Raw genomic sequence first — 23,570 nt, 5'->3', positions numbered from 1 at the left:
CTCACGCTGGCCAAGCGTGTCTGGATGGGTGTGCTGCGCGGCTACCTGCTGCTGGCCGTTGGCCTGGTTGTCGTGAAGGTCGTGCAGATGACGTTCCTGAAATAAAACAAACGCCCGCGCCGATCGCACTTTCAGTCATTCGCTAAACATCCCGTCGTCGCCTGGCGACGGGAACTCAAAGCGTGAAGGTGGATGTCGTGAGCCGGAATCGAATTCTCTCTGCACGCGCAGTGCGGCTTGCGGGGTGTCGTCGACCGCACGGCGGGATGGCGCGCGGCCGCAGGACTTCACGAGACAGACCACTCAGCCTCACTGAATGGTTTCTTATCGTCGCGTGGGCCTGCATCTTGATGGGGCTGGTTTGGGCAGTCCTGGTAATCGGAGTGATTCGAACGATTCGAGCGATGTCCTGAAGGCTCCATCAAGCTTATCTGTATCGGCAGGAGCGTGTCTGCAACGTCTATGAGTTCGTGGGAGCAGATAGGCTGCGCTGAAATCTTTTTTAGCTAACTACACATACAAGAAAATGGACCTGAAGATGAAGAAGCTCCTCCTGGGGGCATCGCTGATAGCGATGCTAGCGCTTGCCGCCTGCAGCAAGGCGGACGACGACGATGACATGGCGGGAGGACCTGTCAGCAATGCGTCAGCAGCGTCCGCGACTGTTGCCGCGTCGGACACGAGCGCTGCAGCCTCGAGCGCATCGGCTGATGCGAGCGATTCCGCCTCGACAGTCAATGCGGCATCGGGTGTACCGGCATCGGGCGCACGCGAGTAACTGCGCAAGAAAAACAGAAAACCGCCTCTTGTCCAATACTGTCGCGTAACACGCGTGTGAATGCCTGTTACGCGGCAGGGACTGACGGTGGATGTCGCGAAGGGCGCAACCGGTCCGGGCCCAGTACTGAAACTCATCGAGGTTAGCGAGACAGGCTGCATCAAGAAGTTTTCTGCACGCTCAAATCTTCGAGCGCCGAGCCCTGGTACATATCTGGACAACGCGAACGAGGTTGAACGTAGCCGGTAGGAGGTACTGCTATGAACCGCTTGTACATCAACCACGCATTTGGATTCGTTCTTCTTTCGGTCGGGGCAATAACGCTGAGTATGTTCGCATCCTTGCACGAGACCTGCGAGCCTCCCGCTGCGGATAGTGTGCGCGTTTCCACGGATGTACCGGCCAACGGCGCAAAACCAATCAACGTTCCGTCACATTGTCTGGTTTACGGGAAATATTGCCTCGGAGAGTCGCTCCGTAGCAGATAGCCTTGCGACAACCCTGCTGTAAGCTATCCACCACTCCATACGAAATGAACAGGCAAACATGACGCTGGACTTTGTTTTGCGGCTACTCGTTGCATTTGCATGTGGGGTGGTCATTGGGTTTGAGCGCCAGATGCGTCAACGAACAGCAGGGTTGCGTACGATTACGCTCGTCACCAGCGGTGCCTGTCTGTTCGTCACCCTTGGTGTGTTGACGGGAACCGGGACGACAGGGGTAACGCAAATTGCCTCCTACGTCGTCTCTGGTGTCGGCTTCCTCGGTGGCGGCGTCATCATGCGCGACAAGGGCTCGATACAAGGCGTCAATACGGCTGCCACGCTCTGGTGTTCGGCCGCGGTCGGCGTGCTATGCGGTGCGGGGCACTTTGGCCCCGCCGTCGCAGGGACCGCTGTCATACTTCTCACGAATACCGTCCTGCGCGAAGTCAGCCGTGCAATCAATACCACCCCGGTATCAGCCGCCGACCTCGTGCGGGAATACACCCTGACTGTGGTCTGCCGCGAAGCCGACGAAGTCCACATCCGTGCGGCACTATCCAATTCGATGTCGTCCGCGCCGCTGTCGTTCCAGAGTTTGACCAGCCGCGACTACGAGGACGACCCGCAACGTATCGAGGTGACGGCGACACTCAAGCTGCACCCGAAGGACCAGCCCAAACTTGAGACCATCGCCAGCCGCCTGAGCATGGAGAAAGGCGTGTCGAGCGTCAGCTGGTTGGGCCTCGAAGCCGAGCCGACGCCGGAATAATTCGCCCGGGCGGTGAAACGGGTTTGCTGGAGTCATCCGCGCTTGCTAGACTGCTTTTCGCAACCCAACTGTAAGCCCGTTTTTGCCGTCGTACGCCTGCCTGGCGTTCACGTCCACGGCGCGATCAATCGGAGACACCATGTCTTACCTGCTGCTTATCGTCGAACCCCCGGATCAACGCATTGAACGCGGCGAAAAGGCGGGGCGCGAGGTCTATGACCAGATGGTGCGTTTTGCCGCCGACCTCAAAGAGCGCGGCAAGCTGCTCGCAGTCGAATCGCTGGCCTCCGACGCCGTGCGCGTGCAGGTGCGCGACGGTCAGCCAAAACTGCTCGACGGACCGTTCGCCGAAGCCAAGGAAATGATCGGCGGCTTCTTCCTGCTCGATTGTGAAACCCGTGAAGAAGCGGTGGCGATCGCGCAAGCCTGCCCGGCGGCCTCGTGGTGCACCGTCGAAGTCCGCAAAATCAAACCCTGCTTCATCTAAGCGGTTTCACCCGTTCGCGGCTATCTTCATGGGGTTTTCCCTAGGCCCGCGACAAATATGTCGATCCGGTCGCGCATCGCTCGTCGTGTGAGTAAGAAGCCAGCAAAGAGATAACGGCTCTCCCCTTACCACTCGCCACCCAAGGAGCGACTGCGATGCGATTCATGATCATAGTGAAGGCGACTGCCGTCAGCGAAGCCGGTGGCCCGCCGGACGAAGCCCTGATGGCCGCGATGGGCACCTACCATGAAGAACTGGCCAAGGCCGGTGTGCTGCTCGACGCGACCGGCCTGCAACCGAGTTCGAAAGGCTGGCGCATCCGCTACAGCGCCGGCAAGCGCACGGTGATCGACGGTCCATTCGCGGAAACCAAAGAACTGATCGCCGGCTACACACTGATTCAGGTTCGCTCCCGCGAAGAAGCCATGGAATGGGCGCGGCGGTTTCCGGCGCAGTTCGGCGAGCAGGCCGAAGGCGAAATCGAAGTGCGGCAACTGTATGAACTCGAGGACTTCGAGCCGAGCCCGGATCTGGAGCGCTTCCAGAAAGTGGACGCGGCCAAACATTAATCGCGACGCCGATCCGGCCGCCGGACGAGGTGCCGATCCGGCCACATCGAAAGGATTCATCATGCTCAAAGCCATTCTGATCGCCGTCGTTGCGGCGGTGGGTCTTCTGCTCATCTACGCGGCGACGCGGCCCGACAACTTTCGCATCGAACGCAGCGTGCGCATCAAGGCACCGCCGGAGCGGATCTACGGGTTGATCGACGACCTGCATCAATTCAATCGCTGGAATCCGTTCCTGCGCAAAGATCCCGCGACGCAAGGCACTTACAGCGGCACGCCAAGCGGCAAGGGTGCCCGTTACGCTTGGCAAAGCGAAAAGGTCGGCGTGGGGCAGATGGAGATCGTCGATACGGCGGCGCCGTCGAGCGTGACGTTGAACCTCGATTTCATCAAGCCGTTCGAAGCCCATAACATCGCCGAATTCGAGCTGAAGCCGGAGGCGGGCGAGACTCAGGTCACGTGGGCGATGCATGGGCCCGCGCCGTTTCTGTCGAAGCTGATGCAGGTGTTCATCAGCATGGACCGGATGGTCGGCAAGGATTTCGAAGACGGTCTGGGCAATCTGAAAACGCTTGCCGAGGCGAACTGAATACGCTGGATCGCTGCATAAGCGTCGCACTGTGACGCACTACGGCGCCATGCGCTGCGCGAGCGAGCACACGAGTGAACACACAAGCGGGTCAATGGATTTCATCATGCATAAGCAGATCTACGTCAATCTCGCCGTCGACGACCTCGAACGGTCGAAGGCATTTTTCAGCGCGATCGGTTTCAGCTTCGATGCGCAATTCACCAACGAGCAGGCCGCGTGTCTGATTCTCGGCGAGAACCTCTACGCCATGCTGCTGGTCAAGGATCTGTTCAAGTCCTTCACGCGCAAGTCGCTTTGCAATCCGAAGGAAAGCACCGAAGCGTTGTTGGGCCTGTCGTGCGAGAGCCGGGGCGAGGTGGATGCGCTGGTCGCGAAGGCGCTCGCCGCCGGCGGCACGGTGCCGCGCGCGCCGCAGGACTACGGCTTCATGTACGGGCATGGCTTCGAAGATATCGACGGACACATCTGGGAGCTGATCTACATGGATCCGAACGCCAAGGCAGCGGGCTGAGGCCGTGACAACGCCGGCCACCCATCGTGCCATCGAGGCAGTCTGGCGGATCGAATCCGCCAAGGTCATCGCCCACGTCGCGCGGATCGTGCGCGACGTGGGACTTGCCGAAGAGCTGGCGCAGGACGCGCTGGTGGCCGCGCTCGAGCATTGGCCTGACGCGGGCGTGCCCGACAATCCGGGAGCGTGGCTGATGGCGACCGCGAAGAACCGCGCCCTCGACCGCTTGCGCCAGGAAGCGCTACATGCCCGCAAGCGCGAGGAGTTGGGCCACGATCTCGACGCATTGGAGGCGCACCTCGTGCCGGATTTCGTCGATACCCTCGATGCCGCACGCGCCGACGACATCGGCGACGACCTGCTGCGGCTGGTGTTCACGGCGTGCCACCCGGTGTTGTCTACCGAGGCACGCGTCGCGCTGACGCTGCGCCTGCTCGGCGGCCTTACCACGGACGAAATCGCCCGCGCGTTTCTCGTACCCGAGCCGACCATCGCGCAGCGCATCGTGCGGGCCAAGCGCACGCTGTCGGCGGCCAAGGTGCCGTTCGAAGTGCCGCAAGCGGATGCGCGTGCGCCGCGGCTAGCCTCGGTGCTGCAGGTGATCTATCTGATTTTCAACGAAGGCTATTCGGCCACCGGCGGCGACGACTGGATGCGTCCGGCGTTGTGCGAGGAAGCGCTGCGGCTGGGGCGCGTGCTGAGCGGGCTCGTGCCGGACGAAAGCGAAGTGCATGGCCTCGTCGCGTTGATGGAAATCCAGGCGTCGCGCACCCATGCGCGTACCGATGCCGAGGGCAGGCCGGTGCTACTGCTCGACCAGGACCGCAGCCGCTGGGACCCGCTCTTGATCCGCCGCGGGCTGGCCGCGCTCGCCACCTCGCACGCATTGGGCGGCGCGAGCGGTCCGTATGCATTGCAGGCCGCACTGGCCGCGTGTCATGCGCGCGCCCGCCGCGCCGAAGAGACCGACTGGGCGCGGATCGTCGCGTTGTACGACGCGTTGGCGCAGGTGGCGCCTTCGCCCGTGGTCGAGTTGAACCGGGCGGTGGCAGTCGGCATGGCGTTCGGGCCGGCTGCCGGTCTGGAAATCGTCGATGCGCTCGCGGCCGATGCGGCGCTCGCGAACTATCACTGGTTGCCGAGCGTGCGCGGCGATCTGCTGGAGAAACTCGGCCGCGTGGAAGAGGCGCGCGCCGAATTCGAACGCGCTGCCGCCATGACGCGCAATGCGCGCGAGCGCGAGTTGTTGCTCGAGCGTGCCGCGCGCGGCATCGCGCATTGAACCGTACGCAACTTATCGGATCAACTGGCGCACGCCATGCCGAGCATCGCGGCAAACTTCATTCGCGCAATCAAGCCGAAAAGAACGCTACGACGGCAGTGACCACACCCGCTGCCGCGATACCGAACGACAGATTGCGCAGCCATTTCTTGCGCGTCAGCAACGTGATCGCGCACAGGGCGATCGCCACCTGAATCAAGGTCGTGGCCTGCGCCCAGCGATGATGGCCGTGCAGCAGCGCTTCGCTTTTAGCGTCGTTGTCCACGACTTCCTTTTCGATCGCTTCAGCCTTCGCGCGGATCGGCTCTTTCTGCTGCTTGTACTTGTCGACGTCGGCGACGAACTTCGCGTGCGCGTCGGCATTACCGAGCGACAGCGCCGCGCCGAGGTCAGCGAGATTTTCTTTCTCGCCCTTGGCCTGGTAGTAGCTCCATTGATTCGACGCTTCGGTCTTTTTAATGGCGGCTTCGTTCTTGTAGTACAGCGCCAGATTTTCGCTGTTGCCGCTCTGGTAGGCGCACAGTGCGCCGATCGTCGCGAGGATCGCCGTCATCACGGCCATGCGGCTCGCAAAGGGGTCCTCGTCGTGGTGGCCGGCGTGTTCAACCGCATGGTCGTGCGGACCATGCACTTCATATTCTTCAGACATCTGATTCTCCGAGCGAAGCTTTTCTTGTGATCTCCGGGCGGCGCGCATGGCGGCGGCACATGCGCGAGCGACGCTGCAAGCGTTGCGCGCCGGCCCGCGGGCTCAATCTTAGCGTGAGGCGCCCCGTGATGGAAAAGGTATCGGCGCGAGGATACGTCAATGAGAGGCGTCAATGAATGCCGGCGGGCTGCCACGCCCGCCGGTCGCTTCGGCAATTACATCGTGATGACGACCCGGCCGCGCGTGCCGGCGGCCACTGCATCGTAGGCTTCGCGTGCACGTTCGAGCGGGAATTCCTGCGCGATAGCCGGCCCTTGCAGCTTGCCGCTTTCGAAGCCTTCCACCAGCGCCGTCATCAACGGCGCCGACTCGGCGACGCCCAGCTTGGCGCTGTCCACGCCGAGCAATTGCGTTTCGTTGTGGTAGAAATCGATCAGGTCGAATTCCACGCGGCGTTGACCCGTGGCGCTGATTTCCAGCACCCGGCCGCGATGCTTGACGAGACTCAGTGCGCTCTGAAACGCGACGCCGCCGACCGTGTCGTACACCACGTCCGCGCCAGCACCGCCGGTTAGCGCCTTCAGGCGCCCGGTCACGTTTTCGTCGAGCGGAACGTAGTCGTCGATCAGCCGGCCCGCGGGCGTATCGGCGGAAAGCGGATGACGGGCGACGGCGATCACGCGAGCGCCCCGCGCTTTCGCGATCTGCACTACCGCGCCGCCGACGCCGCCGCCCGCACCGATCACGGCAATCGTCTCGCCCGCTTGCAGGTGTGCGTACTCGACCGTGCCGAGCCATGCGACCACGAAGTTCACGCCGATCGCGGAGGCCTCCTTGTGGTTGAGCGTGGTGGGCTTGCGCGACAGGGCGGCGAGCGGAATCTTGATGAACCCGGCGTGCGTGCCGTCGCGTGTGAAGCCGATGTCGCCGCCGGTACCCCAGACTTCGGCGCCGAGCCATGCCTGCGGGCCGTCCACCACGACGCCGCTGAAATCGCGGCCGGGCGTACGCGGCAGGACGGTGTGTTCGAAATGGCCGGACACGTTCTTGACGTCGCTCGGATTCACCGAGGCCGCCTTGACCTGCAGGACGGCGCTGTCCGCGTCGGCTTGGGGCGTCGGCAGATCGACGTATTCGAGCACCTCGGGATTGCCGAAAGTCTTGAACTGAATGGCTTTCATTGCGTGTCACTCTTGTCGGGTTTTGCGCTGCGTCGTGCAGCCGATGAGCGTAGTCTAAGTGACCAAGGCTTCGCAGCACCACGGAATCCATCGGCGCCGAAGCCATTGCGTTCCGCACTGGAGGTCAGTCGAATATTTAATTTCCACATGATGGCGTCGCCCCTTACCCTTCCGACAGGGCTGATGATCCAGCCGGTTTTCAGACCCTAAGGGGGCATCCTAATGACTGATTCCAACACAGCAGGCGCGACCCGCTTGTCGCGCACGGTCGCGGGGTCGCCCGGCGCACTGGTCCTGCTGGCGCTGGTGGTGCTGGTGGGCCTTAACCTGCGCCCCTTCCTGACTTCCGTCGGTCCCGTGCTGGAGATTGTGCGCAACGACACCGGCCTTGGCTTCCGGGCCGCCGCGATGCTGACGACATTGCCTTTCGTCCTGATGGGCGTGGTCGCCGGCATGGGCGTTGGGCTGGCACGGCGTTTCGGCGAGAAGCCCGCCCTGACCGCCGCGCTGCTGTTGCTCGCCGCCGGCTGCACATCGCGCTTATGGGCAAGCAGCAGCGCAAGCCTGATCACCGGCGCCGGCATCGCCGGCGCCGGGGTGGCGGTAATCCAGGCGCTGATGCCGGGCCTCGCCAAGCGCTGGTTTCCCGATCGGGTGCCGCTCGCGATGGGGCTCTACTCGGCGGCGCTGGTTGGCGGCGGAGCATTCGGCGCGGTGGCGAGCCCTTGGCTCGCCGCGCATGGCGGATGGCATCTCGCACTCGCCGTGTGGGCCGTGCCGGCACTCGGCACGCTCGCGCTGTGGTTCACGAGTGCGCCGCCCGGCGCAGCCCCGTCTGGCACCGCGCGGGTCCCGATCGTGGGCTTTTTCGGCAATCTGCGAGCTTGGCAACTCGCGGCGTATTTCGGTCTCGCCAACAGCGGCTATTCAAGCCTGGTCGCGTGGCTGCCATCGTTTTACCGGCAAACCGGCATGAGTCCTCAGGCGAGCGGCAACCTGCTCGCCTGGATGGCTGTGTTCCAGGCGGCGGGAGCGCTCGTGATGCCGATGCTAGTCCGCCGCGCCGTGGACAAGCGCGGGGCCTTGTGGCTGACCCTCGCGCTTCAGGCCGCAGGCTTCGCCGGCTTTGCGCTGGTGCCGGCGCTCGCGCCGTGGTTGTTGGTGGCGTGCGCAGGCGTGGGTCTGGGCGGCTTCTTCTCGTTGAGCCTGATCGTGACCCTCGACCATCTGCCCGACGCCCAGCGCGCCGGTGCGCTGGCTGCGTTCGTGCAGGGGGTGGGTTTCCTGATCGTCGCAACCGGCCCCTGGCTGATCGGCTGGCTGCGCGATGTCGGCGGCAGCTTTGCCACTGCATGGACGATGCACCTTGCGGTGGTCATGGCGATGGGCGTGCTGACCGCCGCGTTCTCGCCGGCCAGCTACCGGCGCAGCATGGACCGCGTGTGACGGGTATCCCGTGACATGAGCCTGATTGGGTTCAGGCAGGTGCGAATCCGATGTCATGTCCGCCTCGAGCCCGATCACCGGTTATGCAGCGGGGCCGGCTGCTAACCGGAACCAAAGCAAGGCCGCCGCACCTTTCTTACGATAAGCATTACTTATCATTAAACTGGAGACTTCATGAAAAAGCTTGTGATTGCAGTTGCGCTCGCCCTTGCGGCCGGTGCTGGGTATGCGAAAGACCTGACGGTGGTCCGCTTCGGCGTTGACCCCAGCTATGCCCCGTTCGAGTCCCGTTCGCCTGATGGCAAGCTGGTGGGCTTTGACATCGACCTCGGCAACGCGATCTGCGAAAGGCTGAAAGCCAAATGTGTCTGGATCGAAAACTCGTTCGACGGGATGATTCCGGCGCTGAAAGCGAGGAAATTCGACGGCATTCTTTCGTCGATGAGCGTCACAGATAAACGTATGGAGCAGATCGGCTTCACCGACAAGATCGACAACGTGCCTCCCCGGCTGGTGGCAAAACGAGGCTCGAACCTCCTGCCGACCCCCGAATCACTGAAGGGCAAGAATGTCGGCGTGGAGCAGGGCTCGACGCAGGAGACCTACGCCCGGACCTACTGGGAACCGAAAGGCGTCGTCATCCGGACCTACCAGACCCAGGATCTGGTCTACCAGGATCTGCTCTCCGGCCGCCTGGATGCCGCGCTGCAATCGTCGGTACAGGCCGACCTGGGCTTCCTGAAGACGGCAAACGGCCGCGACTACGCGTTCGCCGGCCCCGCGCTGAATGATCCGAAGACGCTGGGCGTCGGCGCCGCCATCGGCGTGCGCAAAGAAGACAACGATCTGCGCCAGCAGATCAACAAGGCGCTGGCCGACATACTTCAGGACGGTACGTACCAGCAGATCTCCCGCAAGTACTTCTCGTTCGACGTCTATAACTAACAGGGTCCGGCGGATTGCGGACAACGCAGTCCGCCGGCTGACGTGGACGCTCAATCAGAACTTGTGGCGAATGCCGGCAACGACCGCAACCTGCGACGTTGTCGACGACGGCGCGGAGACGCTTTCGATCCAAGCCTGACCGATGCTCGACGAAGCCTTTTGGTAGAGAACGTTCACGTAGAGGTCGGTACGCTTGGACAGCAGATACTTCGCGCCCGTGGAAGTCTGATTGAAGTGCCCCGACAGCGGCCCTTGCGTCACGTGTGTATACACCTGGGCGATCGCGAGGACCACGAACGGCGTGACGTAATAGACCACGCTGCCTTCATAGTTGTCGAAGCGCAGCGACGAAGCGGCCGGCACGTCGAATCGCGAGCCGGTGTACAGCAGTCCGAACAGCGCGGAGCCTAGTGCGTAGGTGCCGCCGGCGCCCCAGATCTGTTGGCGCGTCGCGCTGCCGAGCGGCGTGCCGAACATCGACTCGCTGCCGTAGTAGTTGTCGGACGCAACTGCGCCGACCGCGCTGCTGGCAGGGTTGTTCATCCGGGCATAGGCGGCGCCCAGGCTGAACGGACCGTTCGCATAGGTAAGACCGGCGCTCCAGCTGTTGTTCGACGAAAAGCCGGGCGCGTTCGAAAAACCGTACACCAGGTTGGCCTGCAGGCCGGCGAACGTCGGCGAAACGTACTTGGCCGCGTTGTTCGTGCGGAACGTGTTGTTGATGTCGTCGTTGTCGTGCGGGTGAGCGGAATAGCCGGTGAGGGTGCCGCTGATCTGCAGGTTGCCGAGGATATCCTGGACGGAGTTGTATTGACGCCCGAGCGTCACCGTGCCAAGCCTATCGCTGCTGAGGCCCACGTATGCCTGACGGCCGAACATTCGGCCGCCTTGCCCGAATTTGCCGTTGTCGATGCTGAATCCATTTTCCAGACGGAATGTCGTCTTCAGTCCGCCGCCCAGATCTTCCGTTCCCATCAAGCCCCAGCGCGGCCCCGATTCGTTGCCGCTCGTCGCTTCCCACGTCGAATGGCCTTGCTGGTTGTTCGTGTAGGTCACGCCGGTATCGACGATGCCGTACAGAGTGACGCTGGATTGTGCATCAGCCGTGCCGGCCAGCATCGCACCTATGCTTAGGCCTGCGAACGCCATGCCAAACTTTCTGTTCATTTGTTTCCTCACTTGTCTATTCTCCTCTTTTTTATCTAGTCATTTCCGTCGTTATCGGATTTTCCTTCGTACTGCGATGGAGTCATCGCGCGCGCTTTCGTTTACGTCCAGGATTCAACTCGGGCGTCGGGGCGTGGAAGCGAGACCGCATCGTCAGACGCTGGATGTTATCCAGACTGCATCACATTCAAAAATTAAATGTTCAACTGACGGCCAGTTGGAATTCGAATAGTGGTGAAATGCACTTATCGAGCAGGTGCTGGCGTGGTCGCCGGCCAATCGCAATCCGTGTCTGGCGCGGTTTATCGAGCGGGCGTGAGGGGCGGCTTCATGAATTTGCCAGACGGTCTGCGGCATCCGCAGGGTCTGCCGGGTCGGCTGGATAGCGCATGGCGTCTTGCTTGAGGCGCCGTCGGCACCAGAACGTCCAGACCGTTAAGCCGGCATAGACGCCGTAACGCAGCACCTCGGAGGCCAACTCCGAGTGCGGATCGTTCGGCCACCGCCAGATGATCAGGCAGCGCAAGAGGTTCTCCCCGGTCATGCCTAAGCCCCATACGAGCGTCATTAACCGGACATAGGCGACGAGCATCGGACGTTCGCGCCAATGCTTTTCGTAGCTTTCGACGCTGCGATGATCTTCGCGCGCCCTCGTCGAGCGGCCGAGGTAGAACACTAGCGGCTTCGGCAAGACCAGTGAGACGAGGAACGACGCACCGATCATTCCCGAGACCATTGGTTCTTCTAGCGCTCGAATGCGCGCGCTGCCGCCGGCGGCCATCGCAATCAGCGACAGTACGATGCCGACCAGCACGATTGCGCTAAGCGCGTCGAAATGGCGGTAGCGCGACAGGTCCCAGCTCATCCATGCGATCAAGGGCAGCGCCGAGGCAACCAGCGCGCCGAGTTGGCCATAGTGCGGGAACGCGAACCGGTATGCGAGCCACGGCAAGACGACGTTCACGATCAGCGCGGAGAGGTATCGCAAGCGGGCTTTCATGGACGGAGCGGCGGTAAATGGGGCAACGAAGCGGTAGCAACGAAGCGCGAGTAGCGCACGCTGGTCTTCGCCGTGCTTGTCGCGCCGACGTGGCTGCGCATGCGTATCCGGGGAGTGTAGGGCGAAGCCCCTTCGCATGCCAGCGTTTGCAGTGCGGCACGAGCGCCGCCGGGACGCCGCTTGGATTTTGGCAGCGAACCTGGCGCGCAAAAAATCTGCGATCATCCCAGGCACTCTTCAACGCTTCTTAACCCCAAAGCGTCCACACCAACCCACAGCCCGCCTATGCCCACCCGTCCCACGCTCCTCACCACCGACCGTCTGATCATGCGTCCGCACACGCGCGACGATTTCCTCGAGAGCTATGCGATGTGGTCCGATCCCGAAGTGATCCGCTATATCGGCGGCAAGCCGTTCACGCGCGAAGAAGTCTGGGCGCGCCTGCTGCGCTACGCCGGGCATTGGGCGCTGCTGGGATACGGCTACTGGGTGGTGCGGGAAAGGGACAGCGGCCGGTTCCTGGGCGAAGTCGGCTTTGCCGACTACCACCGCGAGATCGAGCCTTCTTTGATGGACACACCTGAAATCGGTTGGGCACTCGACCCCGCTGTCCACAACCGCGGCTACGCGACCGAAGCGGTGCGCGCCGCACTCGCGTGGGCCGATGCGCACTGGCCTGACGGCGAGACCGCCTGCATCATCGCGCCGGAAAACCAGCCGTCACTGCGCGTCGCGCACAAGTGCGGTTATCGCGAGCAACTTCGTACGACGTACAAAGGCAAGCCGACCATCGTGCTGCGGCGAACGGCAGGCGTTGCCTGAGTCGAAGCGCAGCACGCTGCCCGAAGTCTCGCCAGTCACTTCAGTCTATGAATGAAGCTTCGGAATCGACGAGCCGGCGTATGCCGGCTCCCTAGCTGGCATGCAACCGGCTCGCAAACCCGCTGCCTTATTGACCGCCTTCGCTCGCCGCCGCTCGCTGCCGCGCGATCAGGTCCACGAGCCGTTCAACCTGCTTGCCCTGCGCATCGAAGTTGCCGGCATCGAGCCAGCGTGCATAGCTCGGACGCAGCGCAGGCCATTCGCTGTCGATGATCGAGAACCACGCGGTATCGCGATTGCGTTCGCGATACACGATCGCCTGCCGGAAGATCCCTTCGAACGTAAAGCCATAGCGCAACGCCGCCGTGCGCGACGGTCCATTCAGCGAATCGCACTTCCATTCGAAGCGGCGATAGCCGAGGTCGTCGAACACATGGCTCATCAGCAGGAACATAGCCTCGGTGGCAATGCGCGTGCGCTTCAGGCGCGGCGAATAGGTAACGTGCCCGACTTCGATCACGCCGTTCGCGCGGTCGATGCGCATCAGCGCGAGCGTGCCGACTGCCTTGCCGGTCGCCAGATCGATCACCGCGTAGTGCAGCGGATCAGGCGATGCGGCCATGCGCGTCAGATGCTCGCGATACGCGGCAAGGCTCTCGAACGGCCCGACCGCCAGATAGGTCCAGTCGCGGCCATCGGGCGCTGAGCTGTAGGCCTCGTAGAGGTCCGCCGCATGGCGTTCGACGTCCACCGGCTCGATCCGGCAATAGCGGCCCACCAGCGGCTCGCGGCCAGGCGGCTGGGCGCCTTTCCAGTCCGGTACGGGGGCGCCGATTGGCTGCTCGAAAGCGTTACGTCTGGGTTCCATGTCTGCTCTCCTGTCGATAGTGAGTGGTCGTTGTCTATGGAGAACGATACGGCAAACGTGGTATGTTAAAAAGATCCAACAGAACAGTATTTGATAGGTCCAGCCGAGATGATCGAGATCATTGGCCAGCTCGCCGATCCGGCCGCCGCGACCAGCGCCGGTAACGGCGAAAAACCCGCGCCGCTGCAAAAACAACTGACCGAGCGTTTGCAGCAGGCCATCCTCACCGGGCGCTTGCCGGCGGGGTCGCTGCTGCCGTCGTCGCGCTTGCTGGCGGCGGAGATGGGCGTGTCGCGCAATACCGTGGTGATCGCGTACGAGCATCTGGCGGCGGTCGGCTATGTGGTAGCCGACAAAAAGGGCACGCGCGTGAGTCCGCTCTCCAGTCCGGCTGCACGCGGTGAACCGCAAACATTGCCGCCCGCAACGGAGATCGCCTACGCGACGCGCGTCGAGCAATTCGCGGCGACGCGTACCCATGCCGACAACACCTTGCCGCTGACACCCGGCACGCCCGCGCTGGACCGCTTTCCGCTGGCCGCCTGGCGGCGCGCGCTCGAACGTTCGATGGAGCGCGCGTTGCCGCTCGCGCTCGGCTACGGCAATCCGGCGGGCGAACCGGCGTTGCGCGACGCGATCGCTGCGCATTTGCGGATGGCGCGGGGCGTGCGGTGCGAGGGCGCGCAGGTGATCATCACCGAAGGCGCGCAGGAAGCACTGAACCTGTGCGTGCGGCTGTTCACCAATCCGGGCGACATCGTGTGGGTGGAAGATCCGGGCTATCGCGGCGCCAAGGAGGCTTTTAATCTCGGCGATCTGACCATGCTGCCGATGCCGGTCGACCCCGAAGGCATCGCGGTGCCGCCCGACGCGTGGCGCACGCACCCCCCGAAGCTGATCTACACGTCGCCTGCGCACCAGTATCCGACCGGTGCCGTGTTGTCGGTGGCGCGCCGGCTGGAGCTGATCGCGCAGGCGCGCCGCTGCGGCGCCTGGCTGATCGAGGACGACTACGACGGCGAATTCCGCCATACCGGCGAGCCGATCGCCAGCATGCAAGGGCTGGTCGAGGACGCGCCGGTGTTGTACGTCGGCTCGTTCAGCAAAACGATGTTTCCGGCGCTGCGCATCGGCTTCGTGGTGCTGCCGTGCGCCATCGCCGCGCACACGGCTGCCGCGTTGCAGGAGATGCTGCGCGGCGGGCATCGCCTAGAGCAACTGGCGCTGGCGCACTTCATCGACAGCGGGGAATTCGGGCGGCATCTGGGCCGCATGCGGCGCTTGTATCGGGAACGCCAGCAGGCGCTGCGCGATGCGCTCACGGCGCATTTCGCGCCGTCGCAGATTCTGGGCGGCAATTGCGGCATGCATCTGACGCTTCGCTTGCCGCCGCCTATTTCCGATCGGACCCTCGCCGAACGCGCGCTCGCCAAGCGGCTCAATCCGCGCGCGCTGTCAGGTTTTGCGCTGCAGCAGCGCGAGGAGACGAACGGCCTGGTGATCGGCTACGGCAACACGCCAGCCGGGCAACTGGCGCCCGCTGTCCGCGTGTTGGCCGAGCTGGTGCGCGAGATGGCCGGCGAGTCCAGAAGCGAATCCAGCCGCGAGTCGGCAAGCGGGGCGGCGACCCGGCGCGCCGTGTAAGTTTTTGCGTTTGTCCGCGCGGCCCATGTCGCGCTATCGTGTCGTTTATGCGCGGCGAATTCGAAGTGCGCGACGTCGACGAATCGCCCGCAGGTCATGCCCAGCGCACCAACCTGCAACATCGCGTGACATGCGGCTCGCGCCTGCCAGGCCGCCACCGGGCGCGGGCATGAAGAATGCCTTTGTTGTGGTTATCTATGACGATCTTTCCGACCGGAGACGACATGAAGGAAATCGAACCGACCGCTTGGTTTGAGCTTGCTGCTCATACACCTGTCCGTGAAGGCTGGTACGAAGTGCAGTTGACGAGCGGGGACACGGCGTTTGCGAAATATGGCGACGGCGTGTGGACTGAGAAACCGTTGCTGGTGTTCACGCACTGGCGCGGCCTCTCCGCCGACCCGTCGAAAGCTGCCGACGGCGAGGCAGAATCGATCAGCGGGGAGGCCACCGCGGCTCAAGGCGTGCGCGCTGCATGGAACGCGTTTTTCCCAGGACTCGGCGAAGAACAGCACAAACCGTTGGATGCCATGCCCAACGGCAAAGCCCCGCATTGACTGACGGAATGTTTGGGCGGCGGCTTACTGGTTGCCGCCCACCGATGTCTGCTCGCCGACCAGGATTGGCAGGATCTAGCGGTTAGCGGCCACGTCCAGGATAGTTGTTTCCTTTTCAATTCCCAGCAGTTACTTCTGCTTCAGCGCTTCGGCCGCCATTCTGCCGATGTCTACGTCGATGTCCGGCGTCTCGCCCGTTTCGAGAATCCACGCCGAGGACAAACCCGACCACGCGAGAATCCATTGCAGCAAACGGCGTCTGTCGAGCCCGGCGATTTGCGCCACGCGTTCGACGCGACGCTCGAACCGCCCTGGTACTAGCCTGAGATTCCGCCGCGAGATAGGCAAGTTTCCTTTGTGATTCAAGCGCCTGGCTTGAAGTCGGGGTTTGGTTTTCTGTCTACGGGCGGATCGCCTGGACGAGCGCGAGAGCACGTTCGTGCCAGGGCTCAGGAGTAGTGGTGAGCTCGAAAGTGGGCGCGTCGGGCCCGGCGTTTGGGGTGCGGCAGGTATTGCGCACGAGGTTCGCGAGCTCGGCCATCAAGGTGGCGAAGCTGTGTGCGGGCGTGCCGTCGCTGAGGCAATGGGTAGCGGCCTTGGCCTGTGCCGACGCGGATCGCTGGGCTGGCGCCACGGGGTCGCGCGTGGCCTTGGCCTGCTGCTCGGTATCGGCGAACATCAACTCGCGCCAGGCCTCACGCAGGTGCCACTCGACGTAGTAGGCAAGCATGCACAGGAAGATGTGCGCGCGCACCCGATCGGCCGTGCGGTGGTGGATCGGGCGCACCTTCAGGTCGATGGTCTTGAGCGAGCGGAAGGCCCGCTCGACGTTGGCCAGCGACTTGTAGTTGCGCACGCACTCAGGCGCATCCATCTGCGTGGCGGGCACTGAGGTGCGAACGATGTACAGGCCGTCCAGCGCCGCCTCGCTCGCGAGGCTGTCCTGCTTGCGCGTCCAGGACAGGGCGGCGTCGGTGATGCTCAGATCGAAGTGCTTGGCCACCTTGTACTGGTTGATGATCTTGCCCACCCGCACGCCGATCGCGTCCTGACCGCTGAGCCTGCCTGCGTCCACGCGGGCCTTGATCTTCTCGAGGTTGCGCTCGGTGGCCGCCAGCAGTTCCTCACGCTTGTGCGCGCGCAGCCGGGCCAGCGCCTCATTGCGGCAGGCCACCAGGCGCTCGCCCGGGTAGTCCGGAGAACTGAGTTCGAGCAGATTGCGCTCATCGAACAGGTCCATCTGAAGCTGCCCCTGCTCGAGCAGCGCACGGATCGATGCGCTCTTGAGCGCGGTGATCCAGCCGATGCCGTCGGCCTCGCGCATCTCGTCGATGGCCTTCTGCGAGACCATCCCCCGGTCACCGACCATGACCATGCGTTCGATGCCGAAGTCCTCGCGCAACTTGTGCACCGTGGGCATGAAGGTGCGGCTGTCGGCCGTATTGCCCTCGTGCACCGACACCGCCACCGGGCAGCCGCGCGCGTCGGTGAGCAGGCCGTAGTTGACCTGCAGCAGGCCCTTCTTGCCGTCGCGGTTGTAGCCGAGCCGGGCCAGCGGACAGGTGGTGCCTTCGAAGTAGCTCGACGACAGGTCGTAGAGCACCAGGCCGCCCGCGGACAGATGGCGCGAGGCCAGCTTCTTCTGGATCCTGTCCTGACGCGCGAGCAGCCAGTCCATGGCGGCGTACAGGTCGTCCTCATCGGCATCGGCCACGCCGAAGTCATCGGCCAGCGTCGTGGTGTGCCACCAGCGCGTGGTGGCGAGCTTCGTGTGGGGCGCCACGATGCGCGAGGCAATCATGGCCAGTACCTGTTCGCGCTCGCGACAGGGCTGGGAGGCAACCAACGAGGCGAGCCCCAGGCGCTGCATTGCCGTGGCAACGGCCTGCACATGGCCGTGCGGACGCGAGCGCGTGATCTCAAAGGCCTGCGCCACAGGCACGAAGGTCTCGCCCTGCAGCGAGCGACGGATGATCTCGATCAGCGGCTCAGGCAGGTGCGAGAGATTGCCCAGCGTCTCGTTCCTGACGGTGCCGCCCTCGCGGTAGCTGCGCCGCAGCAGGTGCGTGCGATAGATCTGCCCCTTGTACTTGCGGGTCGTGGTGACGACGTGGGCGGTTCCGGTTCGCGCTGGCATATGGCTAAATATAGTTAAAAATCATCTAAAGTAAAATATTTTAGTGACTACAAATTTAACTAAAAAAATAGCGTTCGCCCGATCAAATCATGAGGCCCGACAGGCACTTGCCGCCATCAACGAGACTACAAGATGGGCGGAACTTCCGACTAGCGCTGTCGCCTGATCCGGATTGCAAAAGATGTTCGCGTAGTCGAAACCGCGTTCGCCATACAGGCCTTTCGGGTCGATCGCCAGCCAGCCACGCGCGCCGAAATCGAGCACGTTGCCGTGATGAATGTCGCCGTGCAGCACGACGAGCTCTTGTGGCGCGGTGAGCAGTGCTTGTGCTGCGGCGGCACTCTCGGCAAGCCAGCCGCCGTATTGCTCTGCTGCGGGCCAGAGACTCTGGAACCAGCGCGGCAAGTCGATTAGTTCGGGCAGGGGTTTGCTTCGCGGTGCGTGGAGTCGTGCAACGGCGGCGCAGAGGACGTCGATGGCGTGGTCGTCCGTCTCACCGTCGCCTGTACGGACTTGATCCGCTAACGAGTGGTTGCTTTTGGCGCGCTCTAGCAGCAGGGCATCGGCATCGTGGGCGAGCACGCGGGCCGCGCCGTCACCGTCCCACCACACCATCAACTGCGCGCCGAATTTCTCTTCGGGTTCCTGCGCAACTTTCAGCATCGCGGCGACGCCATGCTGACGCACCGGCAGCAGGCGACTGCTGTGCGTGCGAATTGGCTCACCGTCCGGCAGCAAGTCCCACTTGACGATGTACTCGGCGAACATCGCGCTTCAGGCTGCGAGTGTGGCTGCGTGGATCGCGGCGGCGAGGAAGTCGGTTCGAGCCACGTGTGCCAACTCGAGCGCCTTGAATCCGGCGGCTCGGGCGGCTGCTTCGAACACGGCGATATTGCTGTCAGCGGTATGCAAGCAGACGATGAGCACGGTCTCTCCAACGGTTTGTGGTGGTTTTGCATTCTCGCCTGGATCTCCTGGAAATGGCGCTCGTATATAGATTCGCGCCGTTCATGGCGGCCCGTCTCACGTGCTTGGCGCGTCCCCGCTACAATCTGCCTGATCCATTTGACGCGGAAGAGCACGTATGAAAGTCACCCGGGAACCCGTCGCATTGTCGCGAGCCACGCAGTTACTGAATCATGGACCCGTCACGATCATTACGAGCGCGCACGGCGGCCGCTCGAACGTGATGGCCGCATCGTGGGCGATGCCGCTCGATTTCACGCCGCCGAAGGTAGTCGTGGTAGTGGACAGCCGCACGCTCACGCGGCAACTGATCGAAGCGAGCGGCGTGTTCGGGCTGCAGCTGCCGAGCCGCGGATTTGCCGCGCAGACGCTCGCGGTGGGGACGAACGCGGGCGCCGAACTCGACAAGTTCTCCGCTTTCGACCTCGAGACTTTTCCCGCACAAGAAATCGATGTGCCGATGCTGGTCGGCTGCATCACGTGGATGGAATGCAAGGTGATTCCCGACGATAGCCAGCGGCACGATCTGATCATTGGCGAAGTGGTCGCCGCCTACGCGGACAGCCGCGTGTATTCGAACAACCGCTGGCATTTCGGCGACGACCCCGATCTGCGTACGTGCCATTACGTGGCGGGTGGGACATTCTTCGCCACGGGCGAGGCGTTTGAAGTCGAGCCGGTAGCGAGCGGGGTGGCGGACTAATCGATTGGCGGCGGCGCGCCCACGCTGCCCGCTATTTCTGCCGCAGAAATTTGCCCGCCTTTTGCTCCAGCAGCGCGACGAGCTCGGGCTGCATGAACGTATAGTCGTCGGGGATGTCGAGGCAAATCACTTTTTTGCCGTTCAGACACGCGCGGAATTTTGCCGACAGCTTCGCGCGATGCGCTTTCTCCATCACAAAGATGAGATCGGCCCAGCGAACCTGCTCGGGCGAAAGCGGCACACCGGCGTCTGCGCCGAGACCGGCCGAATCAGTTTCGACGTTCGGCCAACTGGCGAACACCTGCTCTGCCGTCGGACTGCGCAGGCGGTTCTTGCTGCAGATAAACAAGGCGCGCATCACTGATTACCCGGCTATGTTTCTGTTCGGGGGCAAGCGTGTCTCACGTATTGCCATCGGCAAACGCCGTGAGTGCTTCCCCTGCCAACCGGTAGCGAACCCATTCGCTTTGCGCGCTCGCGCCGATCGATTCATAGAAACCGATCGCGGGCTCGTTCCAGTCGAGTACGCTCCATTCGAAGCGCCCACAGCCTGTTTCGCATGCGATTTGTGCAAGGTGGCGCAGCATCTGTTTGCCCGCGCCGCTGCCACGCGAATTCGGCGATATGTACAGGTCTTCCAGATAAAGCCCTTGTTTGCCGAGCCACGTCGAATAAGAAAAGAAGTAGACGCAGAAGCCGATCGGCTCGCCGTTCATTTCGCAGATCAAAGACTTCGCGGTGGACGTAGCAGAGAACAGGCTCGCTTGGATGTCTTTAACGGTGGCGATAACTTCGTGCTCCGCTTTCTCATACACCGCGAGTTCGGTGATGAAGCGGAGAATCAAGGCGGCGTCGGATGCGTGGGCGGGGCGGATGTGGATCGTCAAGGTGAGGTGCTCGGTCGGTCGGTTGGATGGTAGATCGAAGTTTAGCGAAGATGCGTCGGCTTCGGATCAAACATCTATCGTATCGTTTATCCTGCTGTCCTGACCAGTGAGCGCCGGCGCTCGCCGAGATTGCGATTGACGTGCCCTCACAAAATCGTTTACTGTCGATTCATGGACTTCCACTCGATTCCCTTCGCTGCCGTCACCACCACGACGACCACCTTCACAGGCGGGTCGTCTGGAGGTTGCGCACGCTAGAAGCAAGAAGCTGTGGCAAACCACCAAAGGCCCCGCCGGAAACGGACGGGGCCTTTGGCGTTTCTGGACCTCCGTTTGCGGCACCGATCTGCCGTATCTGCAAAATCAAACCAAACGGAGTGTCATCGTGAACGACATCGACCATCGTGTACTGGGCAACAAACTCGACCTTTTCCATCAGCAGGAAGAAGGCGCCGGCATGGTTTTCTGGCACCCACGCGGCTGGGAACTGTACCGCGTGCTGGAAGACTACATTCGCGCCCGCATGCGGCGCGCGGGCTTTCGCGAGATCCGTACGCCACAATTGCTGGCGCGCTCGTTGTGGGAGAAAAGCGGCCATTGGGAGAAGTTCGGCGCAGCGATGTATTCGCTGGCCGACGCGGAAGAAGGGCGCGCGCTGTGTTTGAAGCCGATGAGTTGTCCGTGTCACGTGCAGGTGTTCAACCAGCGCGTGCGGTCGTATCGCGAGTTACCGGTTCGCTATAGCGAGTTCGGCGCGTGTCATCGTGACGAACCTTCGGGGTCGCTTGAAGGGCTCAAGCGTACGCGTGCGTTCGTGCAGGACGATGCGCATGTGTTCTGCACGGAGGCGCATATCGAAACCGAAGTCGGCCGCTTCTGTTCGCTTTTGCGTGCTGTCTATGCGGACCTCGGTTTCCCCGGCTTCAAAGTAGTGCTCGCCAGGCGGCCCGCGATGCGCGCGGGCAACGATCAAACGTGGGATCGCGCGGAAGAGGCGCTGGCAAATGCGGCGCGTGCAGCAGGTCTCGAATTCGACGTACTCGAAGGAGAGGGCGCTTTTTACGGCCCGAAACTGGAGTTTCATCTGACGGACAGCCGTGAACGCAGCTGGCAATGCGGCACGATTCAGCTCGATTTCGTGCTGCCCGAGCGGCTCGACGCGGAGTTCGTCAACGAGCACAACGAACGCGAGCGGCCGGTGATGATTCATCACGCCGTGCTCGGCAGCATGGAACGCTTCATCGCGATGCTGCTCGAACATCACGAAGGATGGCTGCCGGTGTGGCTTGCACCTGAGCAGGTCGTGGTCGCAACGATCAGCGATGCGAACGCGGCCTACGCGCAAGAGGTCATGCAGGCGCTTGATGATGCCGGCATAAGAGCGCTGCTGGATGGCAGACCGGAGCGGCTGGAAAAGAAGATCGTCGATGCAAGGGAAAAGCAGGTGCCGATTTTCGTCGCGGTAGGTTCGCGCGATGAGCGCGATCGGACGATCAGCATTCGAATGCGCGACGGGCAGCAATCGACGCTTGCACTCGCAGAGGGTGTCGAGCATTTGCGGTTGGCTGCGCTGCCGCCTGCCACGCGTTCGAAGCGCTGAGTTGGGGCGGATAGAGGGCGCAGCAAGCTGCCCCTCTACGTTGGGTACTTGATGATGGCGCGATACGGGACCGGGTGAGCGTACGCCCCCTGCCTCACCGGACTACAATCATTTATATGACCCTAATCATGCGTTGGCCGCGCGCCGGCTTCGACGGGCGCATCGACAAGCCGGTCAAGCAAGTTCACGGCAGCCCAGCGGTTTAAGCAGACCCGATCGCAGCCAGCCACAAGTGGCGTCCCGGCAAAGGAGGGGCGATGCATTGGCAACCAAGCTCCGGCGTGCACTTCAGACGCACCGCGATCACGGTGGCGGTCGTTGTGGGCTGCCTGATCATCGTCGGGCGCATCACCGGCGTCGTGGTCGACTGGCTGTGGTTTTCTTCAATCGGTTACGTCGACGTTTTCTGGACGATCGTCTCCACCAAGGTGCTCCTCTTTGCCGCCGTGTTCGCAGCGTCGGCGAGCGTAATAGCCGCATCGGGGTTCCTTGCACATCGTTACGCGAGGCGTCCCGGTAGCTGGCAAGTGGAAGCGGCCCGTCTCTCAGGTACGCCGGAGTTCATCAGTGAACTGGCAGACCAGCTCGCACCGCGCATTCCCTGGCGCGCCAGCATTGCCGGCAGCGCTATCGCCCTGGGGCTGCTCATCGCCACCGGCGAAATCTCCAACTGGGATCTGGTGCTGCGCTTCCTGCATCAGGTGCCCTATGGCGACCGCGATCCTGTTTTCGGCCAGGACATCGGCTTCTATCTGTTCTCACTGCCCGCCTATATCACGTTCAAGAACTGGCTGCTGCAGTTGCTCTTTTGCAGTGCGATCGTTGCAGCCGTGGTCTACGGGGTACGCGGCGATATCACGTTCGAGCGGCCGCCGTGCCGACTCTCGGCCGCTGCCGCCGCTCATGGTTCGGCGCTGCTCGGTGTGTTCTTCGTCCTGAAGGCCTGGTCCTACGCACTCGACCGCTTTTTGCTGCTCTACGGCGATAACGGCGTGGTGGTCGGCGCCGGCTATACCGACATCCACGTCGAACTCCCGGTCTTGTGGGTGCTCATCGGCCTTGCCGCCGCTGCAGCCGTCGCTTCGTGGGTCAATATGCGCCGGCTGGACTATCGAATTCCTGCCGCCTCGGTGTTGCTGGTGTTCGGCACTTCGTTCGTGTTCGCCCTGATCTACCCAGCGTTGTTCCAGCGCCTCTATGTCAAGCCGAGCGAACTGCAACTGGAGATGCCCTATATCAAGCACAATATCGCGCTAACGCGAATGGCCTACGGCCTCACCCAGATCGCGGTAAAGCCGTTTCCGGCCGAGGAGAAATTGAATCTCGCCTCGCTCGAGGCCAATCGCGCGACCATCGACAACATCCGCCTGTGGGATGTGCAGCCGCTGATGGACACCTACGCGCAGTTGCAAGAGATTAGGACCTACTACAAATTCCTCTCCGTCGACATCGACCGCTACCGACTCGACGCCGGTTACCGGCAGGTGATGCTATCGGCCCGCGAACTGGAGCCGTCGATGCTTCC

Annotated in this window: 26 protein-coding genes; 15 read left to right on the top strand and 11 right to left on the bottom strand. The window is 62.7% G+C overall.

The annotated features are described in order from the left end of the window. Positions 1-538: 538 nt before the first annotated feature. The 7 genes from GNZ13_RS34385 to GNZ13_RS34355 all read left to right on the top strand — a co-directional run bounded on the left by GNZ13_RS34385 (position 539) and on the right by GNZ13_RS34355 (position 5,473). Positions 539-778 (top strand): hypothetical protein, encoded by a 240-nt coding sequence (locus tag GNZ13_RS34385; protein WP_172172852.1) that lies wholly within the window; start codon positions 539-541, stop codon positions 776-778. A gap of 546 nt (positions 779-1,324) precedes the next feature. Next, positions 1,325-2,032, top strand: coding sequence for an MgtC/SapB family protein (locus GNZ13_RS34380; RefSeq protein ID WP_172172850.1), 708 nt, complete (start codon positions 1,325-1,327; stop codon positions 2,030-2,032). 139 nt (positions 2,033-2,171) lie between these two features. After that, positions 2,172-2,519 (top strand): YciI family protein, encoded by a 348-nt coding sequence (locus GNZ13_RS34375; RefSeq protein WP_172172856.1) that lies wholly within the window; start codon positions 2,172-2,174, stop codon positions 2,517-2,519. A gap of 155 nt (positions 2,520-2,674) precedes the next feature. Beyond that, on the top strand, positions 2,675-3,088 hold the full coding sequence (locus GNZ13_RS34370; protein WP_172172847.1) for a YciI family protein: 414 nt from the start codon (positions 2,675-2,677) through the stop codon (positions 3,086-3,088). A gap of 61 nt (positions 3,089-3,149) precedes the next feature. Then, positions 3,150-3,677, top strand: a complete 528-nt coding sequence (locus GNZ13_RS34365) for an SRPBCC family protein (RefSeq protein WP_172172845.1) — start codon at positions 3,150-3,152, stop codon at positions 3,675-3,677. A gap of 106 nt (positions 3,678-3,783) precedes the next feature. Beyond that, the gene (locus GNZ13_RS52955) at positions 3,784-4,191 is read left to right on the top strand and encodes a VOC family protein (RefSeq protein ID WP_172172843.1); all 408 of its coding nucleotides are present in this window, start codon (positions 3,784-3,786) and stop codon (positions 4,189-4,191) included. Between the two features lie 4 nt (positions 4,192-4,195). Further along, complete coding sequence (locus GNZ13_RS34355; RefSeq protein WP_172172841.1) at positions 4,196-5,473, top strand: RNA polymerase sigma factor; 1,278 nt, start codon at positions 4,196-4,198, stop codon at positions 5,471-5,473. 70 nt (positions 5,474-5,543) lie between these two features. Here the strand turns inward: GNZ13_RS34355 and GNZ13_RS34350 are convergent, their stop codons facing one another. Further along, entirely contained in the window at positions 5,544-6,122 is a 579-nt protein-coding gene (locus tag GNZ13_RS34350) for a DUF4337 domain-containing protein (RefSeq protein WP_172172839.1), read from the bottom strand. A gap of 215 nt (positions 6,123-6,337) precedes the next feature. Then, positions 6,338-7,303 carry a quinone oxidoreductase family protein gene (locus GNZ13_RS34345; protein ID WP_172172838.1) on the bottom strand — a complete coding sequence of 322 codons (966 nt, stop codon included), beginning with the start codon at positions 7,301-7,303 and terminating at the stop codon, positions 6,338-6,340. 222 nt (positions 7,304-7,525) lie between these two features. Here GNZ13_RS34345 and GNZ13_RS34340 point away from each other — a divergent pair, with 222 nt between their 5' ends. Then, a complete protein-coding gene (locus tag GNZ13_RS34340) occupies positions 7,526-8,749 on the top strand; it encodes a cyanate transporter (RefSeq protein ID WP_172172836.1) in 1,224 nt (407 codons plus the stop codon). 174 nt (positions 8,750-8,923) lie between these two features. Further along, a complete protein-coding gene (locus tag GNZ13_RS34335) occupies positions 8,924-9,694 on the top strand; it encodes an ABC transporter substrate-binding protein (RefSeq protein WP_172172834.1) in 771 nt (256 codons plus the stop codon). 54 nt (positions 9,695-9,748) lie between these two features. Here GNZ13_RS34335 and GNZ13_RS34330 read toward each other — a convergent pair whose 3' ends face one another. Together GNZ13_RS34330 and GNZ13_RS34325 are read right to left on the bottom strand one after the other, a co-directional pair. Then, positions 9,749-10,861 (bottom strand): porin, encoded by a 1,113-nt coding sequence (locus tag GNZ13_RS34330; RefSeq protein ID WP_407945681.1) that lies wholly within the window; start codon positions 10,859-10,861, stop codon positions 9,749-9,751. Between the two features lie 328 nt (positions 10,862-11,189). After that, positions 11,190-11,861, bottom strand: a complete 672-nt coding sequence (locus GNZ13_RS34325) for a VC0807 family protein (RefSeq protein WP_172172832.1) — start codon at positions 11,859-11,861, stop codon at positions 11,190-11,192. Positions 11,862-12,146: 285 nt separating this feature from the next. On the opposite strand from GNZ13_RS34325, the gene GNZ13_RS34320 reads away from it, so the two are divergent. Next, positions 12,147-12,683, top strand: coding sequence for a GNAT family N-acetyltransferase (locus GNZ13_RS34320; RefSeq protein WP_172172830.1), 537 nt, complete (start codon positions 12,147-12,149; stop codon positions 12,681-12,683). Between the two features lie 127 nt (positions 12,684-12,810). Here GNZ13_RS34320 and GNZ13_RS34315 read toward each other — a convergent pair whose 3' ends face one another. Continuing rightward, entirely contained in the window at positions 12,811-13,551 is a 741-nt protein-coding gene (locus GNZ13_RS34315) for a GNAT family N-acetyltransferase (RefSeq protein WP_172172828.1), read from the bottom strand. Positions 13,552-13,659: 108 nt separating this feature from the next. Between GNZ13_RS34315 and pdxR the strand changes: the two genes are divergently transcribed. Beyond that, on the top strand, positions 13,660-15,195 hold the full coding sequence (pdxR, locus tag GNZ13_RS34310) for a MocR-like pyridoxine biosynthesis transcription factor PdxR (protein WP_172172826.1): 1,536 nt from the start codon (positions 13,660-13,662) through the stop codon (positions 15,193-15,195). A 224-nt stretch (positions 15,196-15,419) separates the two neighbouring features. Further along, positions 15,420-15,752, top strand: a complete 333-nt coding sequence (locus tag GNZ13_RS34305; protein WP_172172824.1) for a hypothetical protein — start codon at positions 15,420-15,422, stop codon at positions 15,750-15,752. A gap of 129 nt (positions 15,753-15,881) precedes the next feature. Here GNZ13_RS34305 and GNZ13_RS34300 read toward each other — a convergent pair whose 3' ends face one another. From GNZ13_RS34300 to GNZ13_RS34285, 4 genes are all read right to left on the bottom strand, one after another. Continuing rightward, complete coding sequence (locus GNZ13_RS34300; RefSeq protein ID WP_328807341.1) at positions 15,882-16,187, bottom strand: aminoglycoside phosphotransferase family protein; 306 nt, start codon at positions 16,185-16,187, stop codon at positions 15,882-15,884. Then, positions 16,153-17,889 carry an IS1634 family transposase gene (locus tag GNZ13_RS34295; RefSeq protein WP_172172822.1) on the bottom strand — a complete coding sequence of 579 codons (1,737 nt, stop codon included), beginning with the start codon at positions 17,887-17,889 and terminating at the stop codon, positions 16,153-16,155. The genes GNZ13_RS34300 and GNZ13_RS34295 overlap by 35 nt, the downstream gene beginning before the upstream one ends. An 87-nt stretch (positions 17,890-17,976) precedes the next feature. Then, positions 17,977-18,657 carry an aminoglycoside phosphotransferase family protein gene (locus GNZ13_RS34290; RefSeq protein WP_172172820.1) on the bottom strand — a complete coding sequence of 227 codons (681 nt, stop codon included), beginning with the start codon at positions 18,655-18,657 and terminating at the stop codon, positions 17,977-17,979. Positions 18,658-18,663: 6 nt separating this feature from the next. Next, a complete protein-coding gene (locus GNZ13_RS34285; protein WP_172172818.1) occupies positions 18,664-18,816 on the bottom strand; it encodes a hypothetical protein in 153 nt (50 codons plus the stop codon). Between the two features lie 157 nt (positions 18,817-18,973). Here GNZ13_RS34285 and GNZ13_RS34280 point away from each other — a divergent pair, with 157 nt between their 5' ends. Then, positions 18,974-19,558, top strand: coding sequence for a flavin reductase family protein (locus tag GNZ13_RS34280; protein WP_172172816.1), 585 nt, complete (start codon positions 18,974-18,976; stop codon positions 19,556-19,558). A gap of 31 nt (positions 19,559-19,589) precedes the next feature. On the opposite strand, the gene GNZ13_RS34275 is transcribed toward GNZ13_RS34280, so the two are convergent. Together GNZ13_RS34275 and GNZ13_RS34270 are read right to left on the bottom strand one after the other, a co-directional pair. Further along, the gene (locus tag GNZ13_RS34275) at positions 19,590-19,916 is read right to left on the bottom strand and encodes a low molecular weight protein tyrosine phosphatase family protein (RefSeq protein ID WP_172172814.1); all 327 of its coding nucleotides are present in this window, start codon (positions 19,914-19,916) and stop codon (positions 19,590-19,592) included. Positions 19,917-19,959: 43 nt separating this feature from the next. Continuing rightward, on the bottom strand, positions 19,960-20,445 hold the full coding sequence (locus GNZ13_RS34270; protein WP_172172812.1) for a GNAT family N-acetyltransferase: 486 nt from the start codon (positions 20,443-20,445) through the stop codon (positions 19,960-19,962). 385 nt (positions 20,446-20,830) lie between these two features. On the opposite strand from GNZ13_RS34270, the gene thrS reads away from it, so the two are divergent. Together thrS and GNZ13_RS34260 are read left to right on the top strand one after the other, a co-directional pair. Continuing rightward, complete coding sequence (gene thrS / locus GNZ13_RS34265; protein WP_172172810.1) at positions 20,831-22,045, top strand: threonine--tRNA ligase; 1,215 nt, start codon at positions 20,831-20,833, stop codon at positions 22,043-22,045. A 257-nt stretch (positions 22,046-22,302) separates the two neighbouring features. Then, on the top strand, positions 22,303-23,570 hold a 1,268-nt coding region (locus GNZ13_RS34260; RefSeq protein WP_172172808.1), incomplete at its 3' end, for a UPF0182 family protein.

It is taken from the genome of Paraburkholderia elongata (assembly GCF_013177735.1).
GTDB lineage: Bacteria > Pseudomonadota > Gammaproteobacteria > Burkholderiales > Burkholderiaceae > Paraburkholderia > Paraburkholderia elongata.
Note: the sequence above shows the minus strand (reverse complement) of the source record. Positions and strands in the feature narration are given on the sequence as shown.

Bases quoted from the DNA above. Each gene is read 5' to 3' on its own strand.
- GNZ13_RS34385 (WP_172172852.1), top strand. From the start codon at position 539: ATGAAGAAGCTCCTCCTGGGGGCATCGCTGATAGCGATGCTAGCGCTT.
- GNZ13_RS34380 (WP_172172850.1), top strand. From the start codon at position 1,325: ATGACGCTGGACTTTGTTTTGCGGCTACTCGTTGCATTTGCATGTGGG.
- GNZ13_RS34375 (WP_172172856.1), top strand. From the start codon at position 2,172: ATGTCTTACCTGCTGCTTATCGTCGAACCCCCGGATCAACGCATTGAA.
- GNZ13_RS34370 (WP_172172847.1), top strand. From the start codon at position 2,675: ATGCGATTCATGATCATAGTGAAGGCGACTGCCGTCAGCGAAGCCGGT.
- GNZ13_RS34365 (WP_172172845.1), top strand. From the start codon at position 3,150: ATGCTCAAAGCCATTCTGATCGCCGTCGTTGCGGCGGTGGGTCTTCTG.
- GNZ13_RS52955 (WP_172172843.1), top strand. From the start codon at position 3,784: ATGCATAAGCAGATCTACGTCAATCTCGCCGTCGACGACCTCGAACGG.
- GNZ13_RS34350 (WP_172172839.1), bottom strand. From the start codon at position 6,122: ATGTCTGAAGAATATGAAGTGCATGGTCCGCACGACCATGCGGTTGAA.
- GNZ13_RS34345 (WP_172172838.1), bottom strand. From the start codon at position 7,303: ATGAAAGCCATTCAGTTCAAGACTTTCGGCAATCCCGAGGTGCTCGAA.
- GNZ13_RS34340 (WP_172172836.1), top strand. From the start codon at position 7,526: ATGACTGATTCCAACACAGCAGGCGCGACCCGCTTGTCGCGCACGGTC.
- GNZ13_RS34335 (WP_172172834.1), top strand. From the start codon at position 8,924: ATGAAAAAGCTTGTGATTGCAGTTGCGCTCGCCCTTGCGGCCGGTGCT.
- GNZ13_RS34330 (WP_407945681.1), bottom strand. From the start codon at position 10,861: ATGAACAGAAAGTTTGGCATGGCGTTCGCAGGCCTAAGCATAGGTGCG.
- GNZ13_RS34325 (WP_172172832.1), bottom strand. From the start codon at position 11,861: ATGAAAGCCCGCTTGCGATACCTCTCCGCGCTGATCGTGAACGTCGTC.
- GNZ13_RS34320 (WP_172172830.1), top strand. From the start codon at position 12,147: ATGCCCACCCGTCCCACGCTCCTCACCACCGACCGTCTGATCATGCGT.
- GNZ13_RS34315 (WP_172172828.1), bottom strand. From the start codon at position 13,551: ATGGAACCCAGACGTAACGCTTTCGAGCAGCCAATCGGCGCCCCCGTA.
- pdxR (WP_172172826.1), top strand. From the start codon at position 13,660: ATGATCGAGATCATTGGCCAGCTCGCCGATCCGGCCGCCGCGACCAGC.
- GNZ13_RS34305 (WP_172172824.1), top strand. From the start codon at position 15,420: ATGAAGGAAATCGAACCGACCGCTTGGTTTGAGCTTGCTGCTCATACA.
- GNZ13_RS34295 (WP_172172822.1), bottom strand. From the start codon at position 17,889: ATGCCAGCGCGAACCGGAACCGCCCACGTCGTCACCACGACCCGCAAG.
- GNZ13_RS34290 (WP_172172820.1), bottom strand. From the start codon at position 18,657: ATGTTCGCCGAGTACATCGTCAAGTGGGACTTGCTGCCGGACGGTGAG.
- GNZ13_RS34280 (WP_172172816.1), top strand. From the start codon at position 18,974: ATGAAAGTCACCCGGGAACCCGTCGCATTGTCGCGAGCCACGCAGTTA.
- GNZ13_RS34275 (WP_172172814.1), bottom strand. From the start codon at position 19,916: ATGCGCGCCTTGTTTATCTGCAGCAAGAACCGCCTGCGCAGTCCGACG.